The organism is Mesorhizobium sp. M0771, assembly GCF_040320155.1.
Lineage (GTDB): Bacteria > Pseudomonadota > Alphaproteobacteria > Rhizobiales > Rhizobiaceae > Mesorhizobium.
Window position 1 is genome coordinate 35,550 of the sequence record NZ_JAMYPC010000027.1, and the last position, 26,593, is coordinate 62,142.

Here is a 26,593-nt window from a genome sequence, read left to right on the forward strand (position 1 = left end):
GCTCCTAGTGTCCCAATGTTCGCAGTCGCCCCGACCGCGGCGCCGGCAATCGAAAAAATTCATGACGGTTATTGTTTGCCTGTTGCTGCTTTTTCCGCGCGAACCTGCAGGCGACGCTTGAAAAAATTCAGATGTTTGGCAGTGAGCGACTGGTCCCAATCCCGCGGATACTTCATTGCCTTGGCGAATTTGTACCTCTGCTCCAGGTCCTCGCTCCTCGACTTTGCCAGCTCCAAAGCTGAAACGATTTCATTCAATTCCGAAGCAGCCGGGATGATATTTCCGCTGAGGCCCTTCAAATAATCATCAGTTTTTGTCTTGAAGGTATTTGTCACAACGACACAGCCGGATCCGGCCAGATCCATCGGGATCATGCTCGGATGCGGAGAAGCCATCAGCGTGAGACAGATATCAAAACCCGAGACCTCCTCGATGTATTTGCTGAGGTCCATCCTTGGCAACGAAACCGATCGAACCCCGGGCTGCAGCTCGACAACACCTTCTCCCAAGCCCATGCCCACGCAATCCCATTCCTCGGGGTCGAAAATGCCCCGCCTGAAGGCCGTCGTAAGAGCTAACGCTGTAAGTTCGAACATATTCCGATCCACCACCGGCCGAGAATAGAAGACGATCGTCTTCTTTTTCTTTGCAAGATTGCGTTGGATGAACATGTCCTTGGGCAGGAGATTGGACGAGCAGGCGTTGTTGAAAAACGTATGCGACATGCCGCGAGACCTTATGCCGCCGACATCATTCGAAATGAAGAACTGCATAAGGCTTTCGCTTGAAAATATCGCGTCGTAGTCCATCGCGTATGTACGATCTGCAACGGCATATAGACTATTTGCCGGATAAAATGCAGCCTCATAGTCCTGTATCAGGTATATAAACTTCTTTCTCTCTGTGCGCGCTGTAATCTTTTCTGCAAAATAGGCTGAATACCAAACGGTTGCCACGGCATAATCGTAGCGCGATATAGCAAGAGGTTTCCGCCTCTCGCCGATATACTCGACTTCGAGTTCGTCGAAGACACCCTCCATACCGGGGTATTTCAAAACCTTTTCTCTGAAGTCGGCGATATTGAAATAGAAATTATCAAATAGGACGAGGCGAACATTGATGCCCGTCTTGCGCAAGAACAGCGCCATCTGGAAGACGCCGAAGAACCCGGCCGAGATCGATTTGAAGTCGAAAGCAGGAACCAGGACATTGATCGTCTGCGGCCGGCGCTCGTCTATCTCGACGTCCGGCATGTCGTAGATTCGATTCAGCCGCAGGTTCAAGAACTCGTGATCATAGACATGGTTTGGCGGAGCGACCGCCGGGACGAGCGGCAGCTGCGACAGGTAGGACAGTTGCAGGTCGGAGAGGAAGCCAAGGCGGTGCGCCGCCGACATGCACCAATAGGCAAGCCTGCCCCTATAGCTTTGCAGGGGAACGTCGGGGTCGAAGACCTTATGGTAGGATTGTTTCAAATCCTGGTGCCCGAAGATGCGGGCGCCGGCGCCGGCGAGCGTTGCAGTCAGCTGACGACGCATTAGCCAAAGGTCTCCTCTCTCACGACGCGACCTTTCTCGAGAAACACCGCGGAACTGCACATCGACCGGATCAGGGCATCGGAATGCGATGCCAGCACGACAATGGCGGCATTGTTGAGCCAATGCTCCATTCTCTCTCTGGCCTTCTTTTGAAATGACGCGTCGCCCGTGCCCAGCCCCTCGTCAAGAAGCACGATATCGGTCGGATATGCGGTGACAACCGAAAACGACAGCCGTGTCTGCATGCCGGACGAGTAGGTGCGTACCGGCAAATTTATGAAATCGCCCAGTTCCGAGAACTCGATAATCGATTCGGTCTGGCGCTCGATTTCACGGGGGGCGATACCGGTCATGAGGCTCTGGAGCCGGATGAACTCTCGGCCCGTGAGTTCGGGAGATAAACCCATGGAGGGCGTTATCAGGACGGCCGAGTCCCCGTTGATCACAGCTGTCCCGCTGGTGGGTTTGAGAATGCCTGCCAAGACGCGCAACAGTGTCGTCTTGCCAGCACCGTTGTGCCCGCTCAGCCCCAGCCGGGTGCCGGGTTTAAGATCGAGCGACACGCCATCGAGAGCCGCGACTTCGAAACGGCCGGAGTCACCGGCCAGCAAACGCCCGCCCGTGGTGAAACGGAGCGCGGCTTGCTTGAGAGAACGATTTGCCGGAGCGGACCAGACCGGAATTCGGACGGTGACGTCGCTCAGATGAATGGATGGCGGTGACATGGGGCTTCCAATATAATTGTGTGACGGCGTCAGAATTCAAAGCCAGTACGGAATTCGGTGCTCCGTCCTTCGATAGAGAAGATAGGCGGCGATGCTCCCCGCGCCGGCAATAATGGCGGACACGAGCACGCTCATGTAGTCGGTGCCGTCGCTCATCAGTGGAGTTCGCGCTGCATCGATGATGTAGGCGACAGGATTGTAGACCAGGAACGGAGAGCTGGTAGGGAGAACCTTTGCCGTCCAGATAATCGGCGAAAGCATGAACAGAAGCTGCATAACGGCAGCGGTGATCAGCGGAACGTCTCTGTATCGCACAGAAACAATCGCTACGATGGTCGATATCCAGGCGGCATGGGCAGCCAACAGCGCGGTTCCGACGATGAACATTGGTATGTTCAAGCCGGAGTTCGGATAGGCAATAATTAGAGTTATGAATATAATTAGCACATTGTGCATCAATATTATTATGTTCTTAGAGACACAACGAAATATGCATGAGGCCGGCGAGATCTTCGTATTTAGAAGAAGATCGTGAGATCCAATTAAAGTTTCCGAACCTTCAATTATTGCTCCAGATAGAAATTGCCACAAGACTACACTCGTAGCCAAGTGATGTATGAACTCCCTGATAGGCTGCTTAAACAAGACAGCATATAGAAGCCCAACTGAAAGGGCAAATATTGCCGTGTTCAGCGTAATCCAGAAAGGCCCGAAAGTCGAATTCCGGTAACGAAGCCGTATGTCAAACTGCGCGAGCCGAAGCCAAACCATTGATACACCCGACATTATGATACTTCCTTCAGTGTAACTTGCTCAGGCTTGGTAATTTCCGCGACAGACATGAAGGCGCCGCGATATGGCGACTCGGCCGACATAAAGATAGCGACAAGCTGTTTCATCGCTTAACAGACACAATCGCTACGTCTTTCCATGCTGCCGGCTGGGCTTGCAAGATGCGGCGCACCACAAGCCCTGTCGATTGCTGCCACCCCTGTGCCTCCGATCCGAATGCGGCTGTGAATTTTTGCGTCGAAAGACGCGAATTAGCCGGGCGACGCGCTTTGGTCGGGTAGTCGCGCGCCGTAATATCCCGTACCGCAGCATACGGCCCGCCATGTGACAGGCTTGCCTCCAGAATGTGGCGTGCAAAGCCGCTCCAGTTGACGTCTCCGGCTCCGGCGAGATGGTAGATCCCATAGCCGTCGAAGCTGTCGTCGCCGCGCAACACCGCCGCCGCATGCAGGATCGAGTCGGCAATATCAAGTGCGGATGTCGGATTTCCCCATTGGTCGGCGACCACGGCGATCTCGTCGCGGTCGCCGGCCAGCCGCAGCATGGTTTTCACGAAATTCTTGCCGAACGGGCTGTAGACCCAGGCGGTGCGCAGGATCAGATGGCGCGGATTGACGGCGGCCACGGCCAGCTCGCCGGCAAGCTTGGAGGCGCCGTAGACGCCGAGCGGTGCGGTGGCGTCGGTCTCGACATAGGCGCCGTCCTTGGTGCCATCGAAGACGTAGTCGGTCGACAGATGGATTACGGGCACGCCGAGCTTCGCGGCCGCCTCGGCGACCTTGCCGGCGCCGACGGCGTTCACAGCGAAGGCAAGATCGGGCTCGTCCTCGGCCTGGTCGACGGCGGTGTAGGCGGCAGCCGACACCACGATATCCGGCCGCGCTGCCGCGAGTGCGTCGAACACCGTATCGGGCCGCGCCAGATCGAGCACTGGGCGGCCGAGGGTGACGACCTCGATGCCATCGCGCCTCTGCCCGGCCTCCAGCAGGCTGGCAGCGACCTGACCGTCGCGTCCGGTGACAACCAGCCTCACGCCGCGCCCTTCCTGCCTTCAACCTGGCCGCGCGACCGGACTTGCCCCAGCCGCTCGCCGGCGTAGCGCTGCTCGCGGATCGGTCCCCACCACCATTTGTTGTCGAGGAACCAGTCGACGGTCCTTGCAAGGCCGCTGTCGAAACTCTCCGCCGGCGCCCAACCGAGATCCCGGCCGATCTTGGAGGCATCGATTGCATAGCGGCGGTCGTGGCCGGGCCGATCGGTGACGAAGCTGATCAAATCGCGGTAGCTCCTGCCGCCGCTGCGCGGACGCCTGATGTCGAGCAGGCCGCAAATCGTCTCGACGACGCCAAGGTTGGTACGCTCGGAATTGCCGCCGACATTGTAACTTTCGCCGGGCTGGCCCTTTGTGGCGACCAGTTCCAGAGCACGGGCGTGATCCTCGACGAACAGCCAGTCGCGCACATTGGCGCCAGCGCCGTAGACCGGCAGCGGCTTTTCGTCGAGCGCGTTGAGGATGACCAGCGGGATCAGCTTTTCGGGGAAGTGATAAGGCCCGTAATTGTTCGAACAGTTGGAGAGCACGACCGGCAGGCCGTACGTCTCGTACCAGGCCCGCACCAGATGGTCGGATGCGGCCTTGGAGGCGGAATAGGGCGAGGATGGCGCGTAAGGCGTCTCCTCCACGAACATGCCGCCATCGAAGGGCAGATCGCCGAACACCTCGTCGGTCGAGACATGGTGGAAGCGGAAGCGCGCCTTCCTGTCCTCGTCAAGGCCGCGCCAATATTCGAGCGCCGAATTCAGCACCCGGTAGGTACCGACGATGTTGGTCTCGATGAAGGCGCCGGGTCCGTCGATCGAGCGGTCGACATGGCTTTCGGCGGCGAGGTTCATGACGACGTCGATCTCGTCGCGGTGGAGGATGTCGAGAACCGCCCGCTCGTCACAGATGTCGGCCTGCGCAAATTTGTAGTTGTGTGCATTCTCGATGGTGCGCAGCGAGGCCAGATTGCCGGCATAGGTGAGCTTGTCGAGATTGGTCACATGGTAGGCCGGATTGGCGCACAAATGCCGGCACACGGCCGAGCCGATGAAGCCGGCACCGCCTGTCACCAGAAAATTCATGGCGCTCTCCTCACATCGTCGCGCGTCATGCGAACACCTCGGCCTCAGCAAGCGCCGACGCCTTGAGGTCCTTGGCCGAGAGCTCGAAGGCGCCGGCCGGCGACGGCCAATCGATGCCGATATCAGGATCGTCGAAACGGATCGATCGATCATGCGCCGGCGAATAGGTGTCGGTGACCTTATACAGAACCTCGGTGTCCGGCACGAGCGTGACGAAACCGTGCGCGAAACCCTTCGGCACGAGGATCTGGTTGCCTCTCTCGGCCGATATTTCGAGCGCGACCCATTTTCCGAAGGTTTTCGAGCTGCGGCGGATGTCGACCGCCACGTCGAGAATGCGGCCTCTGATTACGCGCAGCAGCTTGTCCTGCGCGTGTGGAGGCAGTTGATAGTGAAGCCCCCGCACGACACCTGCGGCAGCCGAATAGGAATGATTGTCCTGGACGAAACGCAGATCGATGCCGGCCTCGGCAAAGGCCTCGGCATTCCAGGTTTCGATGAAATAACCGCGCGCATCGCCGTGCCGCTTCGGCACGATTTCCAGCACGCCGTCCAAACCGAGCTGCCTGACTTCCAGCACCCTATGTCTCCGTCAGCTCGGTGACACGCCGGCGCAGATAGGCGGCGTATTCGTTCTTGCCCAGGCGCGTGGCGCGCTCAAGCACCTTGTCGGCGGTCAGCCAGCCCTGCTCGAAAGCGATTTCTTCAGGACAGGCGACCTTGATCCCCTGGCGGTGCTCGATCGTGCGCACGAAGGAAGAGGCTTCATGCAGGCTGTCATGCGTGCCGGTGTCGAGCCAGGCATAGCCGCGGCCGAGCTGATGCACATGCAATTTCCCGCGCTCGAGATAGACGTTGTTGACCGCCGTGATCTCGAGTTCGCCGCGCGCCGAGGGCTTGATCGTCGACGCGATGTCGACGACCTCATTGTCGTAGAAATAGAGGCCGGTGACCGCCCAGTTGGACTTCGGCTCCCGCGGCTTCTCCTCGATCGTCAAAGCCGTGCCGCTGAGCTTGTCGAACGACACCACGCCGTAGCGCTGCGGGTCCTCGACATGGTAGGCGAACACCGACGCGCCGCTTTGGCGCTGCGCAGCAGTGCGGCAGAGCTGCGACAGGCCCTCGCCGAAATAGATGTTGTCGCCGAGAATCATCGACACATTATCCTTGCCGATGAAGTCGCGGCCGATGATGAAGGCCTCGGCAAGCCCGTTGGGCTGCGCCTGCTCGGCATAGGAGAATTCGACCCCGAATTCCGAACCGTCGCCCAGCAACTCCCGAAACACCGGCAAGTCGCGAGGTGTCGAAATGATCAAAATCTGGCGGATACCGGCGAGCATCAAGACGCTCAGCGGATAAAAAACCATCGGCTTGTCGTATATTGGCAGAATCTGCTTAGAGATCGCTAATGTAAGGGGATACAGACGCGTCCCGCTGCCTCCTGCAAGGATTATTCCCTTCAACAAGCTCTCCTTGAATTACCGGCCCCCGCCTCGAAATCAAGTTGCCCGTGCTTAGGTTTCGCGCAATGGCTTGTCAATTCAATCTCGGCCGTGGATCGGCGCCAGAATTGCTCTGCATCTGCCGCCTCGCGGCAATTTGACCGACCAGGCACAAGCTGACGATGCAAATGGGCGTGGCGATTTGGCAACCGGCTTGCACCATCGGCTGGCGGACGCGTGACAACAAAAAGCCGGCGGGCCCTGGACCCGCCGGCTCATTCATTTGTCCGGTTTCAGGGCTGCTTGGGCAGCAGCGACCATACCGCCGGCACCAGGCTGGCGGCGAGCGCAACCTTGATCAAATCCCCGAGGACGAACGGCAAAACGCCGAACTGCCACGCCTTTTCCGCGCCGATGAGGGTGGCCAGCCAGGCAAAGCCCATGGCCATCATGACGATTTCGGCGACCAGCATGGCGTTGAACAACTTGATCGGGTGGCGGTCCCAGCCGCGGTCGGCGGCCCAGCCGACAATGGCCGCCATGACGACGAAGCCGGCGAGATAACCGCCGGTGCCGCCGATCATGTAGGCGATGCCGATGCCCTTTTCAGGCGTGCTCTGGAAGACCGGGAAGCCCATGGCGCCTTCGGCCATGTAGAGAAGCAGGGTAGCGACGCCAAGCCGCAGGCCAAATGCGGTGGCGATCAGCAGGACGGCCAGCGTCTGCATCGAGATGTCGACCGGCCCGAGCACGACTTTCGTCTTGGCCGACAGGGTCAAAAGCAGCGTTCCGGCGATCGCCAGCAAAAGCTGGGTTGCCAGGCGCTGCGCGCCCTCCTGGGGCAAAGCGAGAGAAACAAGCGGGCGCATCGTCGTTGCAAGTGCCATGGTCTTCCCCAATCCGGATTGCCGCAGATCGCGGCCTTGCGTTTTTCTATATTGGCTTCCGTGTTATGCGGCAATCAGTTTTGCCGTCTTCCTGAACAGAGATTCAACGACACCGCCATGGCGCTCAAATTCGACACCAGCTTCGATCCCGCCTATGGCCAGGGCGTCACCGTCGCGCCCGAGGTCTTGCGCGTCACCGCCAAAAACCCCAGCCCATTCACCTTTCACGGCACAAACAGCTACATTATCGGCCGCGACACACTGGCGGTGATCGACCCGGGTCCGGATGATGAAGCGCATTTCCAGACGTTGCTGAAGGTGATCGCAAACCGGCCGGTGAGCCATGTTTTCGTCAGTCACACGCATCGCGACCATTCTCCCCTGGCCGCCCGGCTGAAAGCGCGCACCGGTGCCGCCGTGCTGGCCGAAGGCCCGCACCGCCCGGCAAGGCCGCTGCGGATCGCCGAGATCAATCCGCTCGACGCCAGCGCCGACACCGGTTTCGTGCCGGATGTCACTTTGCCCGACGATACGCTGGTCGAGGGCGATGGCTGGACGATCCGGACGGTGCTGACGCCGGGCCACACCGCCAATCACGCGGCATTTGCGCTCGAAGGCACCGGCATCCTGTTTTCAGCCGATCATGTGATGGCGTGGGCGACATCGATCGTGGCGCCGCCGGACGGAGCGATGGCCGACTACATGGCCTCGCTCGACAGGCTGATCGCGCGCGACGACCGCCTGCTGCTGCCCGGCCACGGCGGCCCGGTGACCGCGCCGCTCAGCTTCATGCGCGGGCTCAAGACCCATCGCAAGATGCGCGAACGGGCGATCCTCGAGCGGATCCGCGACGGCGACCGGACGATCCCGGACATGGTCAAGGCGATCTACCGGGACACCGACCCACGCCTGCATGGCGCTGCCGGTCTGTCGGTGCTTGCCCATCTCGAAGACCTGGTGGCGCGCGGCCTGATTGCCACCCAGGGTGACCCGGCCATCGACGGCGTCTTTGTGCCGGTGGGGTAGAGAACTACTCGGCCGGAGCCGCACCCACCTGGCCCGCAACCTCCTGGTCGAGTTCGGCGAGGAACCCGACGATGCGCGCGGCATTGTCGCCGAGATCGTAGCGGCCGTAGCGGGAGGCCGAGCGCATGTCGACGACGATGGTGTCGCCATCATTGCTGACCCGGATGGCGACGTCGGCGGGCAGGCCGACGACGAAGCTCCGGGCCACGGCCGATATCGTCACCTCGTCTTGACCGTCGGTCACTGGGTATGGCGCGGTAAGTTGCCAATCGCGGCGGTCGAGCACGGTTTCAACGGCGTCGACGACGGTTTCGAAAGGCAGATTGTAGCTATGCCCGGTGACCAGCGGATAGGCGTCGGCCTGCAGGCGCGCTTCGCCCGGCGTTGGCAGCGCGAGCACGTTCATGTCCTTGGTGCGGTCGCTGGTGTCGAGCACTGGCGGATTGTCGAGGTCCGTCGTGATGTCCCTCAGGGGCGGCGTGGTCGCCGCCAAATAGGTGGCAAAGCCGTAGGGCGTCAGCACCAGCAGCGCCAGCAGGGCGCCGACCGAGAGGTCGCGGCCGCCACGGTCACCGAAATGCCACAGCCTGGACAGAGCGAGACCGGCAAACAGCAAAGCGAATGCGGCAAGCAGGGCGACGATCGCCAGCACCCACAGGAAGGCCGGCGTTTCCACCAGTTCGAAATGATGGCCGGCCAGCACGGTGAGCAGCAGGACCAGGGCAAAAGCGCCCGTGCGCCGCGACCAGCCGGCCGCCTTCGATGTCTGCCGCTCGTCAATTTCCATTGTCTTCAGCACCGCCCCAACCCGCACAGACGCTTAGAGCAAAGGATGCTCAAATTGAACATCCCCTGCCCTAACGTTTTTGCGGCCGGTAGCTTGAAGGTCAAGGAAACGCACGGTCCCGGTCAATCCGTCGGCAGGCGGTAGTCGCTGAACTGCTTGCGCAAGGTGATCTTCTGGATCTTGCCGGTGGCGGTGTGCGGGATTTCGCTGATGAAAGCGACGTCGTCGGGTATCCACCATTTCGGCACCTTGCCGTCCATGAACGCCAGTATATCGGCCTTGCTCGGCTCCTTGCCGGGCTTGGCGACCACGACCAGCAAGGGCCGCTCGCCCCATTTCGAATGATGGACGCCGATCGCCGCGGCCTCGGCGACATCGGGATGGCCGACGGCGAGGTTCTCCAGGTCGATGGTCGATATCCACTCGCCGCCCGACTTGATGACGTCCTTGGCGCGATCGGTGATCTGCATGTAGCCGCCGGAATCGATATGGGCGACATCGCCAGTGTCGAACCAGCCGTCCTTGTCGAACTGCTCGGCTCCGACGCCGCCATAATAGGCGCTGGCGACGGCTGGACCGCGCACCTTCAGCCGGCCGAAGGTCTTGCCGTCCCAAGGCAGTTCCTTGTCGTCGTCATCCGTCACCTTCATCTCGACCCCGAAGGGCGGGTAGCCCTGCTTGCCCTGGATATCGAGCCGGTCCTCGTCCTCGAGCGCTTGATACTGCGGCTTCATGGTGCACAGCGTGCCGAGCGGTGACATTTCGGTCATGCCCCAGGCATGGATGACTTCGACACCGTAATTGTCCTGGAATTTCCTGATGATGGCGCGCGGGCAGGACGAGCCGCCGATGACGACTTTGCTGAGATAGGGAAGCTTCTTGCCGGTGTCTTCCAGATGCTGCAGCAGCATCATCCAGACGGTCGGCACGGCGGCGCTGAAGGTCACCTTCTCGGTGTCGAGCAGTTCGTAGATCGAGGCGCCGTCCATCTTGCAACCGGGCATGACCAGCTTGGCGCCGATCATCGGGGCGCTCTGGCCAAGGCCCCAGGCATTGGCATGGAACATCGGCACAACGGGGAGGATCGTGTCTCGCGCGGAGAGGCCCATGGCGTCGGGCATGGCGGCGATCATGGCATGCAGCACATTCGAGCGGTGGCTGTAGAGCACGCCTTTGGGATCGCCCGTCGTCCCGGAGGTGTAGCACATGCCGGCTGCGGTGTTTTCGCCGAAAACCTTCCAGGCGAAGTCGCCATCGGCCTCGTTCAGCCATTCCTCATAGGCAACCACATTCGGCAGCGTCGTTTCAGGCAGATGCGCCTTGTCGGTCAGGACGATCACCTTTTTCAGCGATTTGACCGCGCCGGCGATCTTTTCCAGCAGCGGCATGAAGGTCAGGTCGACGAAGATCCCTCTATCCCGCGCATTGTTCATGATCCAGACGATCTGCTCGGGGAACAAACGCGGGTTGAGCGTATGGTAGATGGCGCCGATGCCCATTATGCCGTACCAGGCCTCTATGTGGCGCGCCGTGTTCCAGGCCAGGGTCGCGATGCGGTCGCCGAGCAAAGCCATCGCGCTCCAACCGTTGAGCGACCTTGAGCGCGCGGCGATGAATTTCAGTATAGGTGGTGCGAACGACAGGACCTTCGATCGAGCGCGAGACGATCTCGCGCGTCCCGTGCTGCCGCTCGGCATTGTCGATCAGCTTGTGGCAGAGCAGCGGCCATTCCTGCATCAGTCCGAGCATCTGGTTCCTCCCATTTGGTTCCTCGTTTTTCCCGTCTTTTGTTCCATTGTGGGACGAACGGACGGATTGTCCAGTCGTCACGTCTCCAACCGTTAACGGCTGAAGCAAGCAGTGATCGAAAGGCGGAGAAAACCGCCACAATCCGGCCATCGTCGACGTTAAGGTTCGTTAACGGGGTAGGGGTGCGGATTGGCGACTGAAAGAGGTTCGCATGGACACGCAGATCGACAGCAAGCAGATCGATTACAGGCAGATCGACGACAGGCAGCTGGATGACAGCGAGGCCCAAGACGTGCAGTTGGACGATATTCAACTCGACGACAAAGAGCTTGAAGACACGCTTGCCGCAAGTCTGGCCGATCTCGTGCCGGAGGCCAAAAAGGTCTCCGAAGACGAATTTGTCGAGGTGGTCGGCGGCGCCCTTGAGGCGGTCGGCGGCACGCTGCTGTTCAAAATGTGCGTCCAGAACGAAGGCGAAGGCCAGCATGTCGCCGCCGCATCGATCGGCGACGGCGGCAATCGCCAGTTCCTGCTGCTCACCTTGCCGACAGGCGGCGGCCCACTGAAGGTCGAGACGACGTCAAGAAGCACCAACCCGGTAGCCGGTATTGCCGCGGCCTATGCCGGCCTCATGGACGTGTTCAAGACCGCAGCCTGAGCATTCCACGCGGGATCGTTTTTAGTGATCGGAAGGCCAGCTCTGGCCTACTGGCAAAGGCTTGCGCAACGGGTTCTCCAGACACATTTTAGAGATATGGGAAGCAATCCCGCACGCTCTCAATCGGACTGTGCTCCCAATCGAAGAAGGAGAACCCCGCATGGACCAGATCGCCAACCCCGCCCCCGGCTTTCAGAGCAATCCCGGCAAGGTCATCACCGTCGAACCCTATCGCGGTACCGTGGTCGTGCGTGCCGGCGATACGGTGATCGCCTCATCGACGCGGGCGAAGCTTCTGTCCGAACCGCCCTACCCCCAGGCATTCTACATCCCCTTCGAAGACATCGACTTCACCCAGCTCGGCAAAACCACCCTGTCGACCCACTGCCCCTACAAGGGCGACGCCAGCTACTGGAGCGTGCTGCCGGCCGGTGAGACCGGCAAGGACGCGATGTGGGGCTATGAGCAGCCCTTCGACGAAATGGCTGAGATTCGCGACCACGGCGCGTTTTATCCCAACAGGGTCACTATCGAAGCAGCACCGGCCTGAGCAAGCGACTCAAGCCGCCGTTGCTCGCTTCTTCATCCCAGGGTCTTCGCGACGGAGCTTCGCTCCTGTTTCATCCTGGGATGACGACGTTTGGAGGCCTCGGCTAATCTCAAACGTCGGCGACGTTAGTCCAAAGGCGATGAAACTGCCTGCCGCCGCCCAATCCTAATCAGTCGTCCCGTCGTTGCCGACACCGTCGGCGTCATCCAGCCGCACGAACATCAGCCCCTTGGCCTTCAGCGCGAGCAGACCTTGCACGACGCCCTCGCCGGCGGCGTGGGTCGGCTGGTTGATGTGGGCGATGATGACATCGCCATCCTTGGCGGCGGCGATGCGCCGGGCGGTTTCTTTTGCACCAAGCAACGAGCCGCCATCGCCGTTGATCGAAAAGCCGGCGATCTTGAAGCCGAGCCTGCGGATCATGGCGATGGCCGACGGACTGTATTCGGCGGTCGCGCCGCGAAACCATTTCGGCGCCGGCTCGCCGGTGCCAGCGAGAGCGGCGGCGCCCGATTCGACTTCGGCCCGCACCGCTTCCGGGCTGCCGGCGCTGCGGATGCCATAGATCTTGCGCGGCGTGTCGACGGCCGGGATGTGATGGCCGCCATGGTTTTCCAGTTCGAACAGGTCCGGATGCGCGCGCATGATCTCGACGACGGCGGCGTTGCGCTTCAGCCAGATGCCGGTGACGAAGATCGTCGCCGGAATCCGGTTCTCCACCAGCGCCGACAGGATCCTCGTATCGGTCTGGCCGCCGCAGGCGTCGAGCGTAAGCGCGACGCGGCCGACATTGCCACTGCCACCATCCTCAGCCTTCAGATGCAGCGTCGGCTCGACAAGCGGCGCGGCCTGGGCCGAGGACACGGCCAGGATAGATAGCGCCAAGGCGCAAAACAGCTTTTGCAAGGGATGCCTGTCTTGTCTGAGAATCGGCGCTGTCATAGCCGCATCCCAGGACCCGCAACAAGGCGGAAATTGGGATAGTGGCCGTGAGAAAGCTGATATCCCGACAATGTGACCGCCGCGCACCGTCAGACGGCGTGTTCCAGTTCCACATGCGTCCGTGAGAGGACTTCGCGCACGGCCGCGACGACCGGTTCGACCTCAAGGCGCCAGACGCAGCAGGCCTTGCTGGGATCGAGCGGATTGCACAGGCTGCCCGCCACGCAATTGCACGGCATGGATGGCTGCAAGGCGAGGCTGGGCACGCCGACCGGTCCCCAGACGGCCGGGCTGGTCAGGCCGAACAGGCCGACAACCGGCGTTCCGGCCGCTGCTGCCATGTGCATGGGGCCGCTCTCATTGCCGACAAACAGCCGCGCCTGCTGCAACACCGCCAGCAGCGTTTCCAGCGACAGCGCGCCGACGAGGTTGACGATCGACGCGGCACTGGCGAGGATCTGCTCGGCCGGCTTGCGCTCGTCAGGGCCGCCGACGAGTACGAAATCCAGTCCGGTTTCGCGCGAAATCGTGTCGATCACGGCGGCAAAGCGTTCATGCGGCCAGCGCCGGCCGTGAAAACTTGCGCCGGCATGCACCGCGATAAAGCCGTTTGGCCGCAAATGGTGTTTGTCCAGCAATGCCTGGGCCCTCGCCGTCTCCATCGGCAATGGCCGAATCGACGGCACCCGCACGCGCAGGCCGACGCCGAGCGGCTCGAGCGGCGAAAGGTAGCGGTAGAGATAGTGACGTTCGCCAAAACCGAACGGCTCGGCAAAGACATTGGCGGGCTGGCGCTCATGCCAGCGCAGCGGCCTTTCCGGAGGATTGTAGCCGATGCGGGTGCTGGCGTTGAGGAACCTGACGATGAGCCGCGATGTCTTTGAATCGGTGAGGTCGATGGTCAGGTCGAAACGGAATTGGCGCAGCTTGCTGATCATAGAATAGAGCTCGCGCCCACGCTCCAGCGGGGTGCCGCGCATGGCGGCGCGGCGGAAGCTGACGACCTCGGCGGCGATGCCGTGCGCGGTGACGAAACTGGCGAGGCGCGCCTCGCAGAGAAAGACGATCCTGACACCGGGATATTCGAGCTGCAGGTTCTTGGCGAGCGTGGAGGACAGAACAATATCGCCGATGAACTTGGTCTGGATAATCAGGATCGAGCGGAAGGGTCTGGGCGAAATCTGTAACATCTTTTTCTCGGCACCGGGCGGGTTGGGGGGCCGTGAAATTGGGAAGAAACGATGTCGGGATTGCGTGTTGGGGCGCGCACATCAGCGTGAATTTGCTTACAAAATCGTAAGCTTAGCGCCAAACGGCCACCCAGGGGTGGCCGCTTCATCGATACCGAAAGGACTGTGTCGAAATCAGGATGCCGCGGCGCTCTTTTTGGGGCGCGGCACTGCTGTTTTGGCAATCTGCACTGCGGCTTGGGCTGCGGCCAATCTTGCGATCGGCACGCGGTAGGGAGAGCACGAGACATAGTCGAGGCCGACCTCTTCGCAGAAGCGGATCGAGGCGGGATCGCCGCCATGTTCACCGCATATGCCGAGCTTGATGTCGGGCCGTGTCGCCCTGCCCTTTTGCGCAGCCATGCGCACCAGTTCGCCGACGCCCTCGATGTCGAGCGAGACGAACGGGTCCTGCTCGATGATGCCTTTCTGCCGATAGGTCTCGAGGAAGGACGCCGCATCGTCGCGCGAGATGCCGAAAGTGGTCTGGGTGAGATCGTTGGTGCCGAAGGAGAAGAACTCGGCCGTAGCAGCGATGACGTGGGCGCGGATCGCCGCGCGCGGAAGCTCGATCATCGTGCCGGTGAGATAGTCGATCTTGACGCCGGTCTCGTCCATGACAGCCTTGGCGACCGCATCGATGCGCGCCTTGACGTAGTCGAGCTCCTTCACCAGGCCGACCAGCGGCACCATGATCTCGGGAACGACCAGCGCGCCGGCCTTCTTGCCGGCCTCGACGGCTGCCTCGAAAATGGCGCGCGCCTGCATCTCGGCAATCTCGGGATAGGAGACGGCGAGACGGCAGCCGCGATGGCCGAGCATCGGGTTGAACTCGTGCAGGGCTTCTGTGCGCTGCCTGAGCTTGTCGGGCGAGACGTTCATGGCGGCGGCGACCTCCTCCACCTCCGCTTCCGTCTTGGGCAGGAATTCGTGCAGCGGCGGATCGAGCAGCCGGATCGTCACCGGCAGGCCGGCCATGATCTCGAACAGTTCGAGGAAATCCGAGCGCTGCATCGGCAACAGCTTGGCAAGCGCGGTGCGGCGGTCCTTCTCGGTATCGGCCAGGATCATCTCGCGCATGGCGACGATACGCTCGCCGTCGAAGAACATGTGCTCGGTGCGGCAGAGGCCGATGCCTTCGGCGCCGAAGGAGCGCGCCATGCGCGCATCGAGCGGCGTCTCGGCATTGGTGCGCACCTTCATGCGGCGCACCGCATCGGCCCATTCCATGATGGCGGCGAAATCGCCCGACAGTTCCGGCTGCAGCATCGACACGGCGCCCTTCAGCACCTGGCCGTTGCTGCCATCGATGGTGATGATGTCGCCCTTGCGGAAGGTCTGGCCCATCGACATCAGCGTGCCGGCCTTGTAGTCGACACGCAGCGAGCCGGCGCCCGAAACGCAAGGCTTGCCCATGCCGCGCGCGACCACGGCGGCGTGGCTGGTCATGCCGCCGCGCGTGGTCAGGATGCCTTCCGAAGCATGCATCCCATGAATGTCTTCGGGGCTGGTTTCGATGCGCACCAGGATTGCCTTGCGACCTTGCGTCTTCAGATCCTCGGCATCGCCCGAGGAGAAAACAATCTCGCCGGTCGCCGCGCCCGGAGAAGCCGGCAGGCCGACGCCGATGACATCGCGCGCGGCCTTGGGGTCGATGGTCGGATGCAACAGCTGATCGAGCGAGGCCGGATCGATGCGGGCGACCGCCTCCTCCGTCGTGATCAGCTTGTCGCGCGCCATCTCGACGGCGATCTTCAGCGCCGCCTTGGCGGTGCGTTTGCCGGAACGCGTCTGCAGCATCCACAATTTGCCGCGCTCGATGGTGAATTCGAGATCCTGCATGTCGCGGTAGTGCTGTTCCAGGCGGTCGGAGATGTCGACGAAGGACCGGAACGCGTCCGGCATCAGTTTCTGCAGCGACGGCTTGTCGGAGCCGGCGGCGATGCGCGCCGCCTCGGTGATGTTTTGCGGCGTGCGGATGCCGGCTACGACATCCTCGCCCTGCGCGTTCACCAGGAATTCGCCATAGAGCATCTTTTCGCCGGTCGAGGGGTTGCGCGTGAAGGCGACGCCGGTGGCCGACGTCTCGCCCATATTGCCGAATACCATGGCCTGGACATTGACCGCCGTGCCCCAGCTTTCCGGGATGTCGTGCAGGCGCCGGTAGGTGATGGCGCGGTTGTTCATCCAGCTGGAAAATACCGCGCCGATCGCCCCCCACAGCTGCTCGTGCGGGTCCTGCGGAAACGGCTTGTCGAGTTCCTCCTCGACCTTGGCCTTGTAAAGGGCGATGACGCTCTGCCATTCCTGCCCTGTCAGTTCGGTGTCGAGCTCGTGGCCGAGGCTCGCCTTCTGGTCCTCCAGGATTTCCTCGAACACTTCGTGGTCGAGACCCATGACGACATCGGAATACATCTGAATGAAGCGGCGGTAGCTGTCATAGGCAAAGCGGGCATCGCCGGAATCGGCTGCCAACGCCTCGACCGTCTCGTCATTGAGGCCGAGATTGAGCACGGTGTCCATCATGCCCGGCATCGAGGCCCTGGCCCCGGAGCGGACCGAGACCAGAAGCAGCTTCGACGGATCGCCGAAACGGCGCCCCGTCAGCTGCCCGATATGGTCCAGCGCCTTGACGACATCGGCCTGCAACGCGGCCGGATAGCTGTTGCCGTTGGCGTAATAGGCGTTGCAGACTTCGGTGGTGAGGGTGAAGCCCGGCGGCACGGGCAGGCCAAGACTGCACATCTCGGCCAGATTGGCGCCTTTGCCGCCGAGAAGGTTGCGGTCGCCCGCACGTCCCTCCGCGGCGCCATCGCCGAAGGTGTAGACCCATTTGGTCATGCTCGCCCTCCAAGTCCTCGGAAGATAGAACACCGGGGCCAAGACCCGGTTCCCCCGCGTTCCGACCCGAGCGTTATTATGCTGCAGTGCGAAAGGCAAGGTGTGGCAGCGAAGCCCGGCGACTACAATCGATTAAGCAAAAGCTGCGTCGAAAAGACTTGCCGGATCGCTGCCCAGGATATAGAACATATAGGGAACAAGTTGGGAGCAGCGTGATGAAACTCAACGGAAAACTCGACTATCTCGAACTGCCCGCGACCGGCGCGACGCTGGACAGCGTCAAGGCTTTCTACAGCGCCGCCTTCTCGTGGTCGTTCACCGATTACGGGCCGACCTATTCGGCCTTCGGCGAAGGGCTCGATGGCGGCTTCCAGGCCGATGCAGCGGAGGCGCCGGCGAAACCATTGCCGGTGCTCTATTCGCAGGATCTGGAAGCAACGCTCGCCGTTGTCGAAAGCGCCGGCGGCACGATCGTCAAGCCGATATTCTCGTTCCCGGGCGGCAGGCGGTTCCATTTCACCGATCCCGCTGGCAACGAGTTGGCGGTCTGGGGCGAATAGCGCGTCCCCGCGCCAAGCGGTGGATCAGTTTTGCACAGTGGCCAACTCGGCATTGAGCTTTCGTGCCGCTCGTCCTATAAGGCCGCGCGCAACGGGCAAAGCTCGCTTGCTGGGGCGTCGCCAAGTGGTAAGGCATCGGTTTTTGGTACCGACATTCCCAGGTTCGAATCCTGGCGCCCCAGCCAAATCACATGCCTTTGGAATCAATGATTTACCGACCTTATCGATGGCTGCCGTCAGGAGCTATCTGACTCCCACGCGACCCCGACTCCGTTGACAGAGCCGGGGCCGTGCGGAGAGGATCAGTAATCGTTGTCGTCCTGGATGACGACGGGATGATGCCGATGATGTCGATAATAGCGATGATGGCTGCGCTCGATCGAGCCGGTCACGATGACCGTATCCCGGCGATGTAGTCTGCGGCCGTGGTCGTAGAAGGCAACCGTGCCGTGTCTGCGGTGATGAAGGCGTTGACCCTGGTCATTGATGACCTTTACGCTCCTGTGATGATGTCGATGGTGGGTCGTGATGACCACGTCAGCTTCGGCTGCCGGAGCTATCGTCGGCATGGCAATGAACAGCGCCAAGGCGCTCACGATCATTGTTTTCATTGTAATATCTCCATCTGCTAATTATCCCTTCGCGGGGATAACCGCGTCCCATCCCTTTGGTTCCGAGTAGCGTCGTTGGTCCACGGGCGCGATCAGTGACGGCTGCTCCCGCGCAACACGGCGTGTGAAGGAAGGAATTGCAACAACAGCTCTTGTTGGCAAATTCTGGTGAGCACGCTCTTTCAAGCCGACCACCAAGGTTACGCAACTCGACAAAGCAGCGCTGCGCACGACCATTCTATGTCGTCGCGTTCGATCTCCTGATCTGTGACGGGAAACACTTGTCTTGCGAGGAAGACCGTCGGCACAATTTGTGAGATTTACGAGACCAATCAGGCCATCTTAGATCGCCTAAGTCGGGCCGTCTCAGATCCCGTAAGAAAGTGCAAGGTAAACCACCGGCGCCAAGATCAGCAGAACCGCGATTCCGATAACCACTGCGATTGCCAGGCGCTCTGTTCGCCTGACAAGCTCAGCGACCTTGTCGTCGTCAGCCGATGGTATGAGGTCAAGAACGGAAGAAACCTCCGCAGGACTGTCGTTGTCGTTTGCGGGTCGGGTTGCGCCGTCACGCACAGATCTCTGGACAAAGGTCACTGTTAGCCTCGCTATTGAAACGCACGCCGTTGGCGGTGTCACGACAATCGGGTGCCCGCTAACCTCTCAGGAATGGCGGGCACCCGATTGACCACCGATGAAGGGACTCATGCTCGGCAGCCCGGTTCCAATGTATCGGGAGGGCATAGGTTGCCCGCCTTCAGGCCTATGGCTCCGACGTCAGGACTTCAGTCATACCCTGTTCGGACCTTGGTCTGGCAATCGACGAAGCGATGGCCGCCATTTTGTTTCGACGCAGAAAATGCGGGAACATTAGTAGGCTCTTACGAGTTCACTCCCAGCAACTAGTTCGGGAGAGATACGGTGAACAACATAATCTGGCTCATCGGAGCAGTCGTTATCGTGATTGCGATACTGAGCTTCCTGGGCTTCCGATAAACGTGGCAGCTGAATTGCGGTCGGAGCCTATTGCCATCTGCGCCTTGTAGGCATCGCTTTCGCGTTGGCCGGGCGCTTTGCATGTGGGCTTTGGCGTTCGCTCTCAGGTGGCGCTTAAATTCCTTCTCTTCGAACCTTACAGAATGCGCGTCGCAAGCAGGTCGCAAGGGCGACGGTCCTATTGCAACAGTCGGATCGACGCCATCGCCGACGAAATCAACAAAGCATGCTGCGTCAGCTCGCCTCGCGCATCGCCTCGGCGGCCTGCAGATCGACCGAGACCAGTTGGCTGACGCCCTGCTCGGCCATGGTCACGCCGAACAGGCGGTTCATGCGCGCCATCGTGATCGGGTTGTGGGTGATGATGACGAAGCGCGTCTCGGTGGTCGCGGCCATTTCGTCCATAAGGTTGCAGAAGCGTTCGACATTGTGATCGTCGAGCGGCGCGTCGACTTCGTCGAGCACGCAGATCGGCGCCGGATTGGTCAGGAACACGGCAAAGATCAGCGACATCGCCGTCAGTGCCTGCTCGCCGCCGGACAGCAGCGTCATGGTCTGCGGCTTCTTGCCGGGCGGACGTGCCAGGATTTCGAGCCCGGCTTCGAGCGGGTCGTCGGATTCGATCAGCTGCAGTTCGGCCGTGCCGCCACCGAACAGATGCGAGAACAGCCGCTGGAAATGGCCGTTGACCACCTCGAAAGCGGCAAGCAGCCGTTCGCGGCCTTCGCGGTTCAGGCTCTGGATCGCTTGCCTGAGCTTGCGGATCGCCTCGATGATGTCCTCGCGCTCGGAGACGATGGTCTCCAGCCGGTCCGACAATTCCTTCTGCTCTTCCTCGGCGCGCAGATTGACGGCGCCGAGCCGCTCGCGCTCAACCTTCAGCCGGTCGAGCTGGCGCTCGATCTCGGCCATTTCCGGCATCGGGCTGTCGGCTTCCAGGCCAGTATGGCGAATGACCAGATGCGGCGGCGTGTTCAGCGTTTCCTGGATGCGCGCCTCGACCTCGAGCCGGCGCTCATCGGCGGCGGTCAATCGCTCTTCGGCGCGGACGCGGGTTTCGCGGGAATCGGCCAGCGACTGGATGGCCGCGGTGGCGGCCTTGTCCAGCTCGGCCTGCTTGTTCTCGGCCTCCTGCAAGCGGTCGGCGGCCGCCTTGCGCAAGGTCTCTGCCTCGGTCAGCTGCGACAGCAGCGCGCGCCGCCTGGCGTCGATCTCGTCGGGGGCGTCGGCCAGCGTTTCGCGCTCGGCCTCGGCCTCGGCCCTGCGCTCGCCGAGAGAGGCGATCTGGGTCGAGGCGTTTTCGGCCCGCTGCAGCCAGTTGCTGCGCTCGGCGCCGATGGCATCGAGCCGGCGCGTGCGCGCCTCGGCTTCGCGGCGCAGGCCTTCATGGACGGCACGCGCGTCGGCCAAGGTTGCGCGATCGCGGCTGACATTGGCGGCGGTCTGTTCGAGCTGAAGTTGCAGGTCGCCGAGATCGGGGGCGTCCTGCAGCAGCATTTCGGCCTCGGCGAAGGCGGCGGCCGTCTCTTCATGGCTGTCGACGATGCGCGCGCGCGCCTCGTCGAGCGCGGCGCGGCGGCTTGCCAATTCGCCGCCGGCCTTTTCGGCCTCGGCCAAGGCGTTGCGGGCGGCGTCCAGGCCGTGCTGGGCATCGCGCCCTGCCTGGCGGGCATTGCGTTCGGCCTCGCTCGCCTGGCGCAGCGCCTGTTCGGCCTGGGCAAGGGCGGCTTCGGCCTCGCGAACGATCTGCGCCGCCTGCACCGCCTCGGCATCGAGCTCGGCCAGCCGGTTCTTCTGCGCCAGCCTTTGCGCCGCCGCGGTCGGTGCATCGGCGCTGGCGGTCAGCCCGTCCCAGCGCCACAGCGCGCCATCGCGGCTGACCAGCCGCTGGCCGGGCGCAAGCAGCGTCTGCAGGCGGCGGCCATTAGCCGCGTCGACAATGCCGATCTGCGCCAGTCGGCGGGCAAGCTGCGAAGGCGCGCGCACCACGCTGGCGAGGCTCTTGATGCCTTCCGGCAAGGCCGCATCGCCTGGTTGAACCTGGCTTTCGCCCCAATGCACCGGCGCGCTGCGGTCGAGCGGCACGTCGAGGTCCTCGCCAAGCGCAGCACCAAGGGCCGTCTCATAGCCGCGTTCGACGCTGAGTTGCTCCAGCACCGACGGGAAAAGATCGCCGCTGGCGGCATTGAGGATCTTGGCCAGCGTGCGGGCTTCGGTCTCGATGCCGGCGAGTTCGGCCCTGGCATCCTGCAGCGGCGGACGGGCGGCACTCTCGGTGGCGCGCGCCTCGGCGACCGCCTGTTCGGCAGCAATGGCGCCGGCCTCGGCTTCCTCCAGCCGGGCGAGCGCGTCCTCGACCAGAGCACGTTTTTCGGCCGGGTCAGGCAAGCCCGCAACCTTCGACACAATTTCGGACAATTCGCGGTCGACGTCGGCCAGCTGGCGGGCAAAGCGGTCGCGGCGTTCGGCGTTTTCGCGCAGCGTGCGCTCGATCTGATTGCGCGAGGCGGCAGCCTCCGCGCGTTCGGCGGTCAGCGCAGCGAGCTTTGCTTCGCTTGTGACAAGCGTTGCGCCGGCCTGCTCGAAAGCGGCCCGCGTCGTGGCTTCGCGCTCGGCGGCGCCGGCATTTTCGGAGTTGAGTGTCGCTTCTTCCTCGCGCAGGCGCTCAAGAATATCCGCATTGTCGCGCACCATGCGCTCCTCGCGGGCGATGTCGCCGTCGAGCTGCTGCAGCCGGCGCTCCAGTTCGGCCTGGCGGGCGCGGATGCGGCCAGCCTCCTCCTCGATCTGAGCCTTGGCGATCGACAGGCGCTGGAAGGCGGCAGCCGCGGCGGCCTCGGCATCGCGCAGATCGGGCAGCCGGTGGGCGCCGACGCCTTGCTCACGGGCGGCAGCCATCTGGGCGGCGGCGCGGTCGCCGACCAGAGCTGTGGCAACCGCCAATGCCGAACGCGCATCGCCCTCCTGGGTTTTGGCCAAAGTCCAGCGCAGATGCAAGAGCGTGGCTTCCGCCTTACGGATATCGGCCGACAGGTTCTTGAAGCGCGATGCCTGGCGCGCCTGGCGCTTAAGGCTTTCGATCTGGCTCTCCAGTTCGCCGACGACATCGTCCAGCCGTTCCAGATTTTGTTCGGCCGCCTTCAGCCGAAGCTCGGCCTCGTGACGGCGCGTGTGCAGGCCGGAAATGCCGGCGGCCTCTTCGAGCAGCGCGCGGCGCGCCTGCGGCTTGGCCTGGATCAGTTCGCCGATGCGGCCCTGTCCGACCATGGAAGGCGAGCGCGCGCCGGTCGACTGGTCGGCGAACAGAAGCTGCACGTCCTTGGCGCGGGCTTCCTTGCCGTTGATGCGGTAGAGCGAGCCGGCTTCGCGCTCGATTCGGCGCGACACTTGCAATTCATCGGCGTCGTTGAAGGCGGCGGGCGCGGTCCGGTCGCTATTGTCGAGGAACAGCGTGACTTCGGCGGTGTTGCGGGCCGGGCGCGTTCCCGAGCCGGAAAAGATCACGTCGTCCATGCCGGACGCGCGCATGTTCTTGTATGAGCTTTCGCCCATCACCCAGCGCATCGCCTCGACAAGGTTCGACTTGCCGCAGCCATTCGGCCCGACAATGCCGGTCAGGCCGCGTTCGATGACGAACTCGCCGGGTTCGACGAAGGACTTGAAGCCGAGGAGGCGAAGGCGCGAAAACTTCATTCGCGCCTGCCTGGAAGGCACAAAGGTGCGCTGACGCCGAAGCGCAGTCGCTCCGGCGCCGCCTGGACGTCAGAGCAGAGGGTCGATGATGGCCGATATTTCCTCAATCGACATCGCACCTTTGTAGGTTTTCCCGTTGATGAAGAAGGTCGGTGTCGAGTCGACCTTGAATTCATCGGCGCCGCGCTTCTGGACTGATCTCACATCGTCCAGAAGTTTCTGGTCCGTCAAGCAGGCCTCGAAGGACTCCTGTGTAAAACCGGCGAGCTTGGAGATCTGCAGCAGCGCATCCTTGGTATTGTTGACGCCCACCCAGTTGGCCTGCTGCTTGAACAGCACGTCGACCATCGGGAAATAATTGTCCTTCGAACAGCGCGCCAGCATGAAACCGGCCTCGGCGCTCGGATCGAACGGGAATTCGCGCAGGATGTAACGCGCCTTGCCGGTGTCGATGTATTTGGTCTTCAACTCAGGGAAGGTGGTCGCGGCGAAATGCGCACAATGCGGGCAGGTCATCGAAGCATATTCGACGATGGTGACCTTGGCGTCATCCTTGCCGAGCTGCTTGTCGGGCAAAGCGCCGGGCTTCAGCAGTTCGGCCATGTCGACATTGCCGGAAGACTCCGGGACCTTGACGGCGGCCGGAGTGGCAGGCGTCGAAGCCGGCACCGCGGGAGCCGCAGGCTTCACATCCGCTGCTTTGGCATCCTCGCCTGAATCGCTGCATGCGGCGAGCATAGCCACTGCCGGAATGACGGCCAGCGAAGACAGGAGGTTTCTGCGGGACAAGCTACGGTTCATGCGAATCACCTGACTGTGGTTTGATTTTGCAACGCAAAGGCTAGAAAAGGCGAGAGTTGGCGGGAATTAAGGCATCGCCGTCCCCATTCCAATCGCCAAACTCTACATGCAGGATCACGAATGCGCGAGATAGATGACGCGTTCATGACCGACTGATTACCGGTTGATTACCTTGGCCGCTTCCTTTGGCCAAGAATTGTGGCGCCAAGACGCTCCAGCGAGGCGCGCAAGCCTTCATCCTCGATCTTGCCGACGGTATCGGACAATTTGGCCTTTTCGACGGAAGTCAGTGCTCTCGGCGTCGGTTTCGGCCGGGCTTTGTCCCTCAGCACCGGCTTTTGCACGATCCGGATCCTGCCGATCGCGTTGAAGCCGAGAAAGGCATTGACGCGGTTGATGATCTCGCCGGTCTCGTGCTGTAGGTGCAGCGCGGCCATGCCCTCGCAGGCGATGACCAGCACCGCCGGCTCGAACGGATCGTCCTCATGCATGCGGCGCGGCCACTGGATTTTTTCGGGGCGCGAATGGCCGGCGAGCCTGGGGCCGGCGATCTCTTCCCATGACTGCACCAGCCCGATCGAAATGCCGGCCCGCTTGCGCAGCACGGGGTCGAGGATCGCGGTCGCGAGATCGCTCACCGGAACGGGATTGCCGTAAGGCGTTCTCCCTGCCATGTACGTTCTCCAGCCACGCTCCTCACCAGCCTAGAGCCAGCCCGCGATCAATGGCACTGCACGAACAGACCCGCAAGGCCGCATCCGGACCAACTCTATCGGGAGAGATCGCCGCGCGTCTGCTTGCCTGGTACGACGCGCACCATCGCGAACTGCCGTGGCGGATCACGCCGCACGCCGCGGCCGGCGGTGCACGGCCGGACCCCTATCGCATCTGGCTGTCGGAAGTGATGCTGCAGCAGACCACGGTCGAAGCGGTAAAATCTTATTTTCGCGCCTTTGTCGAGAAATGGCCTGATGTGAAGGCGCTGGCGGCTGCGCCGGCCGAGGATGTGATGAAGGCCTGGGCCGGGCTCGGCTATTATTCACGGGCGCGCAACCTCAAGGCCTGCGCCGATCTGGTTGCGAGCCAGGGCGGCCGTTTTCCCGACAACGAAACGGGATTGAGGGAATTGCCGGGGATCGGCGCCTATACGGCGGCGGCGATCGCGGCGATCGCCTTCGACCGTCCGGCGGCGGTCGTCGACGGCAATGTCGAACGTGTCATCTCGCGGCTCTATTCGATCGCAACGCCGCTCAGCGAGGCAAAGCCTGAAATCCGCGCGCTCGTCGAAAGACTGGTTCCGCAGACAAGGCCGGGCGATTTCGCCCAGGCGATGATGGACCTCGGCGCTACGATCTGCGCGCCAAGACGGCCGCGCTGCATGCTATGCCCGGTGCGCGAGGATTGCAGCGCCATCCTGTCCGGCGACCCCGAGCGCTTCCCGGTCCGCCTGCCCAAGGTCGACAAACCACTCAGGCGGGGTGCCGCCTTCGTCGCCGAGCGCGGCGACGGCGCCATCCTGTTGCGCAAGCGGCCTGACAAGGGCCTGCTCGGCGGCATGACCGAGGTGCCGACCACAGGTTGGACAGCGCGGATCGACGGTGCAACCACTTCGGAGGCAGCGCCCTTCCCTGCGGACTGGCGGCGCGCCGGAGAGATCGCGCATGTCTTCACCCATTTCGCGCTCGAGCTCGAAGTTTTTCACGCTCAAGTGAAAAGTGATGCGCCGGAAGGGCATTTCTGGTCGCTGGCCCATGACATTTCCGGAGAAGCGCTGCCGACCGTCATGAAAAAGGTCATCGAAGCAGCGATACCGGGCGCAACCAAAAAGCACCGCCCGATTGACTAGCATTCGCTTTGAAAGGCCAGAAATGACTGAAATCCGCCATATCGTGTTCGACATCGGTCGCGTCTTGCTCCACTACGATCCGAACATTCCGTTCAGCCGCCTCATTCCCGATGCCGAAGAGCGCAAGTGGTTCTTCGACAATGTCTGCACGCATGACTGGAACATCGAGCAGGATCGTGGCCGGACGTGGGAAGAGGCGGAAGCGCTGCTGATCGCGGATTACCCGGATCATGCTGAAAACATTCGCAATTTCCGGCGCTATTGGAACGACATGGTGCCGCATGCCTATGAGGACAGCGTCGCCATCATGCTCGGCCTGATCGAGAGCGGCCGCGACGTGACCATGCTGACGAACTTCGCCGCCGACACGCTTGCCGAGGCAAGACTGCGCTTCGATTTCCTTAGCCGCCCGCGCGGCGTGACCGTGTCGGCCGATATCCGTGAGATCAAGCCCGACCGCGCCATCTACGACCATCACGTCGCCGCGTTCGGTCTCGAACCGTCAGCCACGCTGTTCATCGACGACAGCCCCAGAAATGTCGATGGCGCCAGGGCCGCCGGCTGGCAGTCGGTGCTGTTCACGGATGCAAAAACGCTGCGGGCAGATCTTGCGGGGTATGGGATCGCGGTGTGAATGCGCGGAGGGCCGAAGTAACGCTCTATGGCGCCCCCCTCTGGCCTGCCGGCCATCTCCCCCTCAAAAGGGCATAGGCGCTAAGATAGGTATTGCCCTGCGGAATCGGGTGTGATTCTACACTGCGATGACACACGAATCGCTTGTTGATGACGGCTGGGC

Annotated in this window: 22 protein-coding genes, 1 tRNA gene and 1 pseudogene; 7 read left to right on the plus strand and 17 right to left on the minus strand. The window is 62.1% G+C overall.

Going from position 1 to position 26,593, the window contains the following annotated elements:
* Window positions 1-68 precede the first annotated feature (68 nt).
* The 8 genes from NKI05_RS28660 to NKI05_RS28695 form a co-directional block, all read right to left on the minus strand.
* Window positions 69-1,538, minus strand: a complete 1,470-nt coding sequence (locus NKI05_RS28660) for a rhamnosyltransferase WsaF family glycosyltransferase (protein WP_023805752.1) — start codon at window positions 1,536-1,538, stop codon at window positions 69-71.
* Window positions 1,538-2,263: an ABC transporter ATP-binding protein gene (locus NKI05_RS28665; RefSeq protein WP_023687183.1), complete on the minus strand. Its 726-nt coding sequence runs from the start codon at window positions 2,261-2,263 to the stop codon at window positions 1,538-1,540. Before NKI05_RS28665 ends, NKI05_RS28660 begins: the two co-directional genes overlap by 1 nt.
* A gap of 36 nt (window positions 2,264-2,299) precedes the next feature.
* Window positions 2,300-3,049 (minus strand): ABC transporter permease, encoded by a 750-nt coding sequence (locus NKI05_RS28670; protein WP_023735561.1) that lies wholly within the window; start codon window positions 3,047-3,049, stop codon window positions 2,300-2,302.
* A 109-nt stretch (window positions 3,050-3,158) separates the two neighbouring features.
* Window positions 3,159-4,088, minus strand: coding sequence for a dTDP-4-dehydrorhamnose reductase (rfbD, locus tag NKI05_RS28675; protein WP_023735563.1), 930 nt, complete (start codon window positions 4,086-4,088; stop codon window positions 3,159-3,161).
* Window positions 4,085-5,179: a dTDP-glucose 4,6-dehydratase gene (gene rfbB, locus NKI05_RS28680; protein WP_023725246.1), complete on the minus strand. Its 1,095-nt coding sequence runs from the start codon at window positions 5,177-5,179 to the stop codon at window positions 4,085-4,087. Before rfbB ends, rfbD begins: the two co-directional genes overlap by 4 nt.
* Before the next feature lie 25 nt (window positions 5,180-5,204).
* Window positions 5,205-5,759, minus strand: a complete 555-nt coding sequence (rfbC, locus tag NKI05_RS28685) for a dTDP-4-dehydrorhamnose 3,5-epimerase (RefSeq protein ID WP_023670703.1) — start codon at window positions 5,757-5,759, stop codon at window positions 5,205-5,207.
* 1 nt (window position 5,760) lies between these two features.
* Window positions 5,761-6,642: a glucose-1-phosphate thymidylyltransferase RfbA gene (gene rfbA, locus NKI05_RS28690; protein WP_023816497.1), complete on the minus strand. Its 882-nt coding sequence runs from the start codon at window positions 6,640-6,642 to the stop codon at window positions 5,761-5,763.
* Window positions 6,643-6,914: 272 nt separating this feature from the next.
* Complete coding sequence (locus tag NKI05_RS28695) at window positions 6,915-7,508, minus strand: biotin transporter BioY (RefSeq protein WP_023684601.1); 594 nt, start codon at window positions 7,506-7,508, stop codon at window positions 6,915-6,917.
* A 117-nt stretch (window positions 7,509-7,625) separates the two neighbouring features.
* On the opposite strand from NKI05_RS28695, the gene NKI05_RS28700 reads away from it, so the two are divergent.
* Entirely contained in the window at window positions 7,626-8,534 is a 909-nt protein-coding gene (locus NKI05_RS28700; protein WP_023752792.1) for an MBL fold metallo-hydrolase, read from the plus strand.
* A 4-nt stretch (window positions 8,535-8,538) separates the two neighbouring features.
* Here the strand turns inward: NKI05_RS28700 and NKI05_RS28705 are convergent, their stop codons facing one another.
* Window positions 8,539-9,321, minus strand: coding sequence for a DUF1499 domain-containing protein (locus tag NKI05_RS28705; RefSeq protein ID WP_023684603.1), 783 nt, complete (start codon window positions 9,319-9,321; stop codon window positions 8,539-8,541).
* 122 nt (window positions 9,322-9,443) lie between these two features.
* Window positions 9,444-11,070, minus strand: a pseudogene (locus tag NKI05_RS28710) (fatty-acid--CoA ligase).
* Window positions 11,071-11,368: 298 nt separating this feature from the next.
* Between NKI05_RS28710 and NKI05_RS28715 the strand changes: the two are divergent.
* On the plus strand, window positions 11,369-11,728 hold the full coding sequence (locus tag NKI05_RS28715) for a hypothetical protein (protein ID WP_023670697.1): 360 nt from the start codon (window positions 11,369-11,371) through the stop codon (window positions 11,726-11,728).
* A 160-nt stretch (window positions 11,729-11,888) separates the two neighbouring features.
* Complete coding sequence (locus tag NKI05_RS28720) at window positions 11,889-12,278, plus strand: DUF427 domain-containing protein (protein ID WP_023698131.1); 390 nt, start codon at window positions 11,889-11,891, stop codon at window positions 12,276-12,278.
* Window positions 12,279-12,443: 165 nt separating this feature from the next.
* Here the strand turns inward: NKI05_RS28720 and NKI05_RS28725 are convergent, their stop codons facing one another.
* From NKI05_RS28725 to ppdK, 3 genes are all read right to left on the minus strand, one after another.
* Complete coding sequence (locus tag NKI05_RS28725) at window positions 12,444-13,220, minus strand: polysaccharide deacetylase family protein (RefSeq protein WP_050590348.1); 777 nt, start codon at window positions 13,218-13,220, stop codon at window positions 12,444-12,446.
* Window positions 13,221-13,309: 89 nt separating this feature from the next.
* On the minus strand, window positions 13,310-14,410 hold the full coding sequence (locus tag NKI05_RS28730) for a glycosyltransferase family 9 protein (RefSeq protein ID WP_023735565.1): 1,101 nt from the start codon (window positions 14,408-14,410) through the stop codon (window positions 13,310-13,312).
* Between the two features lie 174 nt (window positions 14,411-14,584).
* Window positions 14,585-17,290, minus strand: a complete 2,706-nt coding sequence (gene ppdK / locus NKI05_RS28735) for a pyruvate, phosphate dikinase (protein ID WP_023735566.1) — start codon at window positions 17,288-17,290, stop codon at window positions 14,585-14,587.
* Window positions 17,291-17,505: 215 nt separating this feature from the next.
* Here ppdK and NKI05_RS28740 point away from each other — a divergent pair, with 215 nt between their 5' ends.
* Window positions 17,506-17,850, plus strand: coding sequence for a VOC family protein (locus tag NKI05_RS28740; protein ID WP_023735567.1), 345 nt, complete (start codon window positions 17,506-17,508; stop codon window positions 17,848-17,850).
* A 110-nt stretch (window positions 17,851-17,960) separates the two neighbouring features.
* Window positions 17,961-18,035, plus strand: a tRNA-Gln gene (locus tag NKI05_RS28745).
* A 117-nt stretch (window positions 18,036-18,152) separates the two neighbouring features.
* On the opposite strand, the gene NKI05_RS28750 is transcribed toward NKI05_RS28745, so the two are convergent.
* The 4 genes from NKI05_RS28750 to NKI05_RS28765 form a co-directional block, all read right to left on the minus strand.
* Window positions 18,153-18,461 carry a hypothetical protein gene (locus tag NKI05_RS28750; RefSeq protein WP_023816582.1) on the minus strand — a complete coding sequence of 103 codons (309 nt, stop codon included), beginning with the start codon at window positions 18,459-18,461 and terminating at the stop codon, window positions 18,153-18,155.
* 1,230 nt (window positions 18,462-19,691) lie between these two features.
* Complete coding sequence (smc, locus tag NKI05_RS28755) at window positions 19,692-23,150, minus strand: chromosome segregation protein SMC (RefSeq protein ID WP_352793807.1); 3,459 nt, start codon at window positions 23,148-23,150, stop codon at window positions 19,692-19,694.
* 69 nt (window positions 23,151-23,219) lie between these two features.
* The gene (locus NKI05_RS28760; protein ID WP_023687169.1) at window positions 23,220-23,951 is read right to left on the minus strand and encodes a DsbA family protein; all 732 of its coding nucleotides are present in this window, start codon (window positions 23,949-23,951) and stop codon (window positions 23,220-23,222) included.
* Window positions 23,952-24,118: 167 nt separating this feature from the next.
* Window positions 24,119-24,625, minus strand: coding sequence for a DUF721 domain-containing protein (locus NKI05_RS28765; protein WP_023687168.1), 507 nt, complete (start codon window positions 24,623-24,625; stop codon window positions 24,119-24,121).
* 50 nt (window positions 24,626-24,675) lie between these two features.
* On the opposite strand from NKI05_RS28765, the gene mutY reads away from it, so the two are divergent.
* Window positions 24,676-25,797 (plus strand): A/G-specific adenine glycosylase, encoded by a 1,122-nt coding sequence (gene mutY / locus NKI05_RS28770; RefSeq protein ID WP_023752617.1) that lies wholly within the window; start codon window positions 24,676-24,678, stop codon window positions 25,795-25,797.
* Between the two features lie 22 nt (window positions 25,798-25,819).
* Entirely contained in the window at window positions 25,820-26,431 is a 612-nt protein-coding gene (locus NKI05_RS28775; RefSeq protein ID WP_023685438.1) for an HAD family hydrolase, read from the plus strand.
* The last annotated feature ends 162 nt before the right edge of the window (window positions 26,432-26,593 follow it).

Coding starts and splice junctions, on each gene's coding strand:
- NKI05_RS28660 (WP_023805752.1), bottom strand. CDS start 1,538: ATGCGTCGTCAGCTGACTGCAACGCTCGCCGGCGCCGGCGCCCGCATC.
- NKI05_RS28665 (WP_023687183.1), bottom strand. CDS start 2,263: ATGTCACCGCCATCCATTCATCTGAGCGACGTCACCGTCCGAATTCCG.
- NKI05_RS28670 (WP_023735561.1), bottom strand. CDS start 3,049: ATGTCGGGTGTATCAATGGTTTGGCTTCGGCTCGCGCAGTTTGACATA.
- rfbB (WP_023725246.1), bottom strand. CDS start 5,179: ATGAATTTTCTGGTGACAGGCGGTGCCGGCTTCATCGGCTCGGCCGTG.
- NKI05_RS28695 (WP_023684601.1), bottom strand. CDS start 7,508: ATGGCACTTGCAACGACGATGCGCCCGCTTGTTTCTCTCGCTTTGCCC.
- NKI05_RS28700 (WP_023752792.1), top strand. CDS start 7,626: ATGGCGCTCAAATTCGACACCAGCTTCGATCCCGCCTATGGCCAGGGC.
- NKI05_RS28705 (WP_023684603.1), bottom strand. CDS start 9,321: ATGGAAATTGACGAGCGGCAGACATCGAAGGCGGCCGGCTGGTCGCGG.
- NKI05_RS28720 (WP_023698131.1), top strand. CDS start 11,889: ATGGACCAGATCGCCAACCCCGCCCCCGGCTTTCAGAGCAATCCCGGC.
- NKI05_RS28725 (WP_050590348.1), bottom strand. CDS start 13,220: ATGACAGCGCCGATTCTCAGACAAGACAGGCATCCCTTGCAAAAGCTG.
- NKI05_RS28730 (WP_023735565.1), bottom strand. CDS start 14,410: ATGTTACAGATTTCGCCCAGACCCTTCCGCTCGATCCTGATTATCCAG.
- ppdK (WP_023735566.1), bottom strand. CDS start 17,290: ATGACCAAATGGGTCTACACCTTCGGCGATGGCGCCGCGGAGGGACGT.
- NKI05_RS28740 (WP_023735567.1), top strand. CDS start 17,506: ATGAAACTCAACGGAAAACTCGACTATCTCGAACTGCCCGCGACCGGC.
- NKI05_RS28750 (WP_023816582.1), bottom strand. CDS start 18,461: ATGAAAACAATGATCGTGAGCGCCTTGGCGCTGTTCATTGCCATGCCG.
- smc (WP_352793807.1), bottom strand. CDS start 23,150: ATGAAGTTTTCGCGCCTTCGCCTCCTCGGCTTCAAGTCCTTCGTCGAA.
- NKI05_RS28760 (WP_023687169.1), bottom strand. CDS start 23,951: ATGAACCGTAGCTTGTCCCGCAGAAACCTCCTGTCTTCGCTGGCCGTC.
- NKI05_RS28765 (WP_023687168.1), bottom strand. CDS start 24,625: ATGGCAGGGAGAACGCCTTACGGCAATCCCGTTCCGGTGAGCGATCTC.
- mutY (WP_023752617.1), top strand. CDS start 24,676: ATGGCACTGCACGAACAGACCCGCAAGGCCGCATCCGGACCAACTCTA.
- NKI05_RS28775 (WP_023685438.1), top strand. CDS start 25,820: ATGACTGAAATCCGCCATATCGTGTTCGACATCGGTCGCGTCTTGCTC.